This is a genomic window from Streptococcus mitis, from assembly GCF_946190275.1.
Taxonomy (GTDB): domain Bacteria; phylum Bacillota; class Bacilli; order Lactobacillales; family Streptococcaceae; genus Streptococcus; species Streptococcus mitis_DC.
Genome location: NZ_CAMHZQ010000016.1, coordinates 34,283 through 41,019 on the forward strand (window position 1 = coordinate 34,283; position 6,737 = coordinate 41,019).

The 6,737-nt window shown below is 41.3% G+C and carries 5 protein-coding genes and 1 pseudogene; 2 read left to right on the plus strand and 4 right to left on the minus strand.

Annotation, left to right across the window (positions count from 1 at the left end):
* Nucleotides 1-3: 3 nt before the first annotated feature.
* The 4 genes from N8M20_RS08215 to rpsO form a co-directional block, all read right to left on the minus strand.
* Nucleotides 4-759 carry an ABC transporter ATP-binding protein gene (locus tag N8M20_RS08215; protein WP_261080258.1) on the minus strand — a complete coding sequence of 252 codons (756 nt, stop codon included), beginning with the start codon at nucleotides 757-759 and terminating at the stop codon, nucleotides 4-6.
* Between the two features lies 1 nt (nucleotide 760).
* Nucleotides 761-1,807: a FecCD family ABC transporter permease gene (locus N8M20_RS08220; RefSeq protein ID WP_261080259.1), complete on the minus strand. Its 1,047-nt coding sequence runs from the start codon at nucleotides 1,805-1,807 to the stop codon at nucleotides 761-763.
* 235 nt (nucleotides 1,808-2,042) lie between these two features.
* A complete protein-coding gene (locus N8M20_RS08225) occupies nucleotides 2,043-2,663 on the minus strand; it encodes a CadD family cadmium resistance transporter (RefSeq protein WP_000531713.1) in 621 nt (206 codons plus the stop codon).
* Between the two features lie 814 nt (nucleotides 2,664-3,477).
* Nucleotides 3,478-3,747 (minus strand): 30S ribosomal protein S15, encoded by a 270-nt coding sequence (gene rpsO, locus N8M20_RS08230; protein WP_001018251.1) that lies wholly within the window; start codon nucleotides 3,745-3,747, stop codon nucleotides 3,478-3,480.
* A 202-nt stretch (nucleotides 3,748-3,949) separates the two neighbouring features.
* Between rpsO and N8M20_RS08235 the strand changes: the two are divergent.
* Both N8M20_RS08235 and thrS read left to right on the plus strand, forming a co-directional pair.
* A pseudogene (locus N8M20_RS08235) lies at nucleotides 3,950-4,323 on the plus strand (hypothetical protein).
* Between the two features lie 322 nt (nucleotides 4,324-4,645).
* Entirely contained in the window at nucleotides 4,646-6,589 is a 1,944-nt protein-coding gene (gene thrS / locus N8M20_RS08245) for a threonine--tRNA ligase (protein ID WP_261080260.1), read from the plus strand.
* The last annotated feature ends 148 nt before the right edge of the window (nucleotides 6,590-6,737 follow it).

Here is a 6,737-nt window from a genome sequence, read left to right on the forward strand (position 1 = left end):
TTCTTATAAATAGTGAATCATAGCTTGCTGATCCTTAGTCCAAGTCACCTGACTTTGAACTCCGTATACAGTTTGCAATGACTCAGGGGTGATGATCTCCTTTGGAGTCCCTTGGTAAAGGATTTCTCCCTCTTTCATCAGATAGAGATAATCCGAATAGCGACAAGCAAGTTGAATATCATGCAGGACAGCTAGAATATTGATATTGAGATTTTTCACAATGGCTAACAAGTCTAGCTGATACTTGATATCCAGGTGATTGGTTGGTTCGTCTAGGAGCAAGAGAGTCGGTTCTTGCGCCAAGGCGCGGGCTAGTAAGACTCGCTGTTTCTCTCCCCCTGACAGAGACGAATAGAGACGAGTTTTCTTCTCGAGCATATCCACCTTGACAAGAGCATCTTGAACGAGGACATAATCTCTTTCCTTTTCCTTCTGTAAAAAAGAGAGGTGGGGAGTTCTTCCCAGCAAGACGATTTCTTCAACTGTACAATCAAACTGCAATTGGTTAAACTGGGTCACAACTGCCATTTGCTTGGCTGTTTCTTTGAGTGACCAATGCTCCAGTGGCTTTCCATCTAGGCTTATCAAGCCTTTATCCGCCTTTTCCTGACGATAGAGGAGTTTAAGTAGACTGGTTTTCCCGCTTCCATTTGGTCCTAATATCGTGTGAAATTGATTCCCTTCAACCTTAAGAGAGACTCCTTTGAGGATTTTTTTCTCTCCTAGTCCAAAATGGATATCCTGACAAATCAAGTCCATATCAGACCCTCACCTCCCTTCGTCTACCTCCAACAATATAGATAAAGAAGGGAGCACCTACTAAGGCTGTGAAAATACCAATAGGAAGCTCTGCGTTTGGAATGATGATACGAGAGAGTACGTCTGCCCAGATGACAAAGAGGGAACCCATCAAGGTTGCAACAGGAAAAAGCCTCTTGTAATTCGTTCCTACTAACCCTCGAGCTAAATGTGGAGTAATCAGACCGACAAATCCAATAATCCCACAGGTTGCCACTAAGACTGCTGTCAGCACAGCCACCATGGTCACATAAAGATACCAATAAAATCGTAAAGGAATTCCCAAAGTTAAAGCAGCCTCATCTCCCATCATCATCGCATTGAAAACACGATACTGAGTAGAGAAAAATAGAAAGGCCATTCCTACTACTATAGTTGGCAGGACCAAGTCTGCCCAGGAAGTCCCAGCGAGCGAGCCCATGGTCCAAAACTTAATGGTCATCACACTGTCAGCATTAGCACCAACTGAGATAATAAAGTTTGAAAAAGCCAGAAAGAGAGCGTTGACAACCGTTCCTGATAAGATCAGACTGGAAGTCGTCATCCTTCCCTGCATAGAGGCAATGATGAGGACAGCAATTGTGGCCAAAATAGCTCCAATAAAAGCTCCAAGGCTAATCATCACTTTTAAACCAAGAATGATGCTCAAGGTTGCTCCTAGAGTTGCACCCGCAGATATTCCTAAGACATAAGGCTCTGCGATGGGATTATTCACTGTAGACTGCATCACACTACCACACATAGAAAGGCCTGCTCCTACTATCAGACCTAACAATACTCGAGGGAATCTCATGTTCCATACAATGGCAAGAGTAGACTTGGAAACCTCTCCTATCTCAAGAGGAAATCCCAACCTGCTCAAAATAATCCGATAGGTATCTCCTAGTTCAATCGCAACAGATCCCATTGAAACTGCTAGAAAGAGAGAAATCCCTAAAATACCTAGCAAAATAACTAAAAGTAACACAAATTGCTGGTCTTGTCGGCTTCCAGAAAATTTGGAAAGCATGCAAACCTCCTTTGATAGAATCTTAAAAATTTAGAAAATTCTCATGAAAAGTATACCATATTTTCAACAATGGAACAAGATGAGAACAAATGAATATAGTTGGTTTTATTGTGCTAGGAACCGTAACCGAAGATTCTACTTGAGTATATCGAGGTACGATGACAACATAAAAAGCCCTCTGAAAATCAGAGAGCTGATTTGAGCTCGGTATAAAATCCTAGTGAAACAAAAAAATCTACACGGTCAGAAAAGTCTCTATCGTGCCATTTTCATACATGATGTATAGTCCAAGTAGAATGAATACTAAGGGCACAATGATTCGCTCGTATTTTTCAATTGTCTCGAATATTAAGGGAATAGAGGACAACACCCGACTAATCTCGCATAAGATAATTATGCCGATTACAAACACAAGCAAGGCCACGAGGGTCTGTGACCAATCTAATGAAGCAAAATAAGGTATATAGATACCTAAATTATCTCCGCCAGACGCAATTGTCAGCAATGTAACTGTCCAAAACAGTTGATTTGCCTTGCTTTGTTCTAATCTTTCAATAATTTCTTCCTCTTCTTCCTCTTCTTCCTCACCTTCTCCAACAATTGCAAATCGAATCCCTAAATAGATAGGGATTAAACCAAGCAATCCAACCATCCATTCTTCAGGCACGAAATTAACGACATAAGCAGCAACTAAACTCGCCCCTACAAGTAAGCCTGTGCCTAGATATTGCCCCGCATAAATATGCCATTTTTGTTTATTCTGTGATAGCTGTGCAAATAAAATAAATAAAATAATTAAATAATCGATACTGGTGGAAATATAAACACCAATAGCAGATATGATTGTCTGTCCCATAAAAAACCCTCCTGTATTAGTCAGTAATAAATCAGCAGATTTTAGGAGAGCACAGACACATTAATTTAGCTATCGCTAGTGGGTAATTTCGAACATAGGAAAGCATTTTACTCCTCCTCAAAACGTAGTTACAAAGTAATTTCTAACTGGAATTCGGTGACTACTTCCATGTAAAGTATAACATACTATACTTTACTTCGTAAAGTGTGGGCTCTCCGAAGGGGCTTGCAGACAGCTACTCGGCTTTTCAAGCCGAGTAGCTACGCACCCTTATGGTGTAATTAGCTGATACCATTTGAGGTTTTTGTAGTCTCCAAAATTGTGACCGATAAAACCTCAATAAAAAAGCCCTCTGAAAATCAGAGAGCTGATTTGAGCCCGGGCTAAAATCCTAGTAAAAAAGATGAAACTCCTTGTGTTCATCGAACACGGTGTCCTTTCCCTATTTTCATACGGATTTTTGACGCCCTTAGCATCATAATTCTTGCTGGATAAACCGTTTATAGACTAGGCGGTAAGCCGAAGATTGTACAAAATTTTTAGTGAAACAAAAAATCTCCCCGAAGGGAGAATATCTGGTTTATTTTACCTTACAGTGCTAGGAACCGTAACCGAAGATTATACTTGAGCATACCAAAGTAAGGTGACAAAAGTAAAAAAGCTACCCATTTTAGAGTAGCTTCATTATCAAGATATGCTCAATTGAACACGGCCTAAGCACTTGGCAAAAAAGATAAAATCTCCTAGAAACTGAAGTTTCTTCGTCAATTTTCCTATTTTTGCTTTGTGCTTTTGACGGCCTTTGTATCTTGAATTAGCGACGAAGTCCTAGAGAGTTGATCAACTCACGGTAACGGTTAACGTCGTTTTTACGCAAGTATGCAAGCAAGTTACGACGGCGACCGATTTTTTTCATCAATCCACGGTAAGTAGCGTGGTCTTTTTTGTGTTGTTTGATGTGTTCGTTAAGGTGGTTGATTTCCCAAGTAAGGACAGCAACTTGAACCTCTACTGAACCTGTATCACCTTCGTGACGTGCATATTGTGCGATGATTTCATTTTTTTTCTCTTTTGAGATTGCCATGATGTTTCTCCTTTTTATTTGGCTTCATCCGAGTGACAGGTTGGCATGCCTGTAACCAAGAAGAAGTTATTTGTCTTTACGACAATCCCTATTCTACCAATAACTAACTTCTTTGTCAACAGATTTACTTTCTTGTTTTAAACATGCTATAATAATCATAGCAAGAAATCTAAGTTATCTGTTTTTAAACGAGGTGATTATCATGCCTAGATTCTATTCCCATCTCCCCTACTATCTGGTCATATTTTTCTTTTATTGGACACTTTATGAGTTGTTCTTGCTAGTTGTTTCTGCCCCCCTTACACTCAAGGGACTCTATATAAACAATCTTCTCTTCTTTACACCTCTGGTAATCTTGATTGTATCGTTACTCTATAGCTACCGTTTCCGTTTCTCACTTTGGTGGTTAATTGGTAACGGACTGCTCTTTTGCTTTACTATCATAACTTTTGGTGAGTTTATACTAATTTACTTGCTAATCTATGAAACCTTGGCTCTGGTGGGCATGGCTTCCGGTATTGGCATCAAGCATATTCTACAAAAATGAAAAACAAAAAACTTTCACAAAATCCTTGAAAAATCTCACAATCATGCTATAATAATCCATAGAGACAAGTCACTTAGTCCCTTTCTACTAGAGAGTGCGTGGTTGCTGGAAACGCATAGAAAGACTATAGTGATACTACTCTACTGACTTTTATGCAAACATAAAACGGTGGCCACGTTAGAGCCAATCAGAGGTGTCCCTCTCTTTTGAGGTACATAAATGAAGGTGGAACCACGTTGCGACGTCCTTTCGAGGATGTCGCTTTTTGTTTTTCTAGCTTTCACAGTCCTCTGTCCCTGTTTTCAGAATAGGGTTAACACATTCGTCAATAATATAAGTAAGGAGAACATCATGATTAACATTACTTTCCCAGATGGCGCTGTTCGTGAATTCGAATCTGGCGTTACAACTTTTGAAATTGCCCAATCTATCAGCAATTCCCTAGCTAAAAAAGCCTTGGCTGGTAAATTCAACGGCAAACTCATCGACACTACTCGTGCTATCACTGAAGATGGAAGCATCGAAATCGTGACACCTGATCACGAAGATGCCCTTCCAATCTTGCGTCACTCAGCTGCTCACTTGTTCGCCCAAGCAGCTCGTCGTCTTTTCCCAGACATTCACTTGGGAGTTGGTCCAGCCATCGAAGATGGTTTCTACTACGATACTGACAACACAGCTGGTCAAATCTCTAACGAAGACCTTCCTCGTATCGAAGAAGAAATGCAAAAAATTGTCAAAGAAAACTTCCCATCAATCCGTGAAGAAGTTACTAAAGACGAGGCACGTGAAATCTTCAAGAACGACCCTTACAAATTAGAATTGATTGAAGAACACTCAGAAGACGAAGGTGGTTTGACCATCTACCGTCAGGGTGAATATGTAGACCTTTGCCGTGGCCCACACGTTCCTTCAACAGGCCGCATCCAAATCTTCCACCTTCTTCATGTAGCGGGTGCTTACTGGCGTGGAAATAGCGACAACGCTATGATGCAACGTATCTATGGTACAGCTTGGTTCGACAAGAAAGACTTGAAAAACTACCTCCAAATGCGTGAAGAAGCTAAGGAACGTGACCACCGCAAACTTGGTAAAGAGCTTGACCTCTTCATGATTTCTCAAGAGGTTGGTCAAGGGCTTCCATTCTGGTTGCCAAATGGTGCGGCTATTCGTCGTGAGTTGGAACGCTATATCGTTGATAAGGAGTTGGCTTCAGGCTACCAACACGTCTACACTCCGCCACTTGCTTCAGTTGAGCTTTACAAGACTTCTGGTCACTGGGATCATTACCAAGAAGACATGTTCCCAACTATGGACATGGGTGACGGGGAAGAATTCGTCCTTCGTCCAATGAACTGCCCGCACCACATCCAAGTCTTCAAACACCATGTTCATTCTTACCGTGAGTTGCCAATCCGTATTGCTGAAATCGGTATGATGCACCGTTATGAAAAATCTGGTGCCCTCACTGGTCTTCAACGTGTACGTGAAATGTCACTCAACGACGGTCACCTCTTTGTGACTCCAGAACAAATCCAAGAAGAATTCCAGCGTGCCCTTCAGTTGATTATCGATGTTTATGAAGATTTCAACTTGACTGAATACCGCTTCCGCCTCTCTCTTCGTGACCCTCAAGATACTCACAAGTACTTTGACAACGATGAGATGTGGGAAAATGCTCAAACCATGCTTCGTGCAGCCCTTGATGAAATGGGCGTGGACTACTTTGAAGCCGAAGGTGAAGCAGCCTTCTACGGACCAAAATTGGATATTCAAGTTAAGACCGCTCTTGGAAAAGAAGAAACACTTTCTACTATCCAACTTGACTTCTTGCTTCCAGAACGCTTCGACCTTAAATATATCGGAGCTGATGGTGAAGAGCACCGTCCAGTTATGATCCACCGTGGAGTTATCTCAACTATGGAACGCTTCACAGCTATCTTGATTGAAAACTACAAGGGTGCCTTCCCAACATGGCTTGCACCACACCAAGTAACCCTCATCCCAGTATCTAACGAAAAACACGTGGACTATGCTTGGGAAGTTGCCAAGAAACTCCGTGACCGTGGTGTCCGTGCAGACGTAGATGAGCGCAATGAAAAAATGCAATTCAAGATTCGTGCTTCACAAACAAGCAAGATTCCTTACCAATTAATCGTTGGGGACAAGGAAATGGAAGACGGAACAGTCAACGTTCGTCGCTACGGACAAAAAGAAACACAAACTGTCTCAGTTGATGACTTTGTTCAAGCTATCCTAGCTGATATTGCCAACAAATCACGCGTTGAGAAATAAAACAATCACAGTCTGAGAAACATTTTCAGAGCCAGAAAAAGCAACAACTATTTCAGCTGTTGCTTTTTATATTGGCTCTATAATATTTGTAGTGGGTAAATCCCCTATGGATCTTATGGAGCCTATTTTTTTGTAGAAAAAAAGTCCC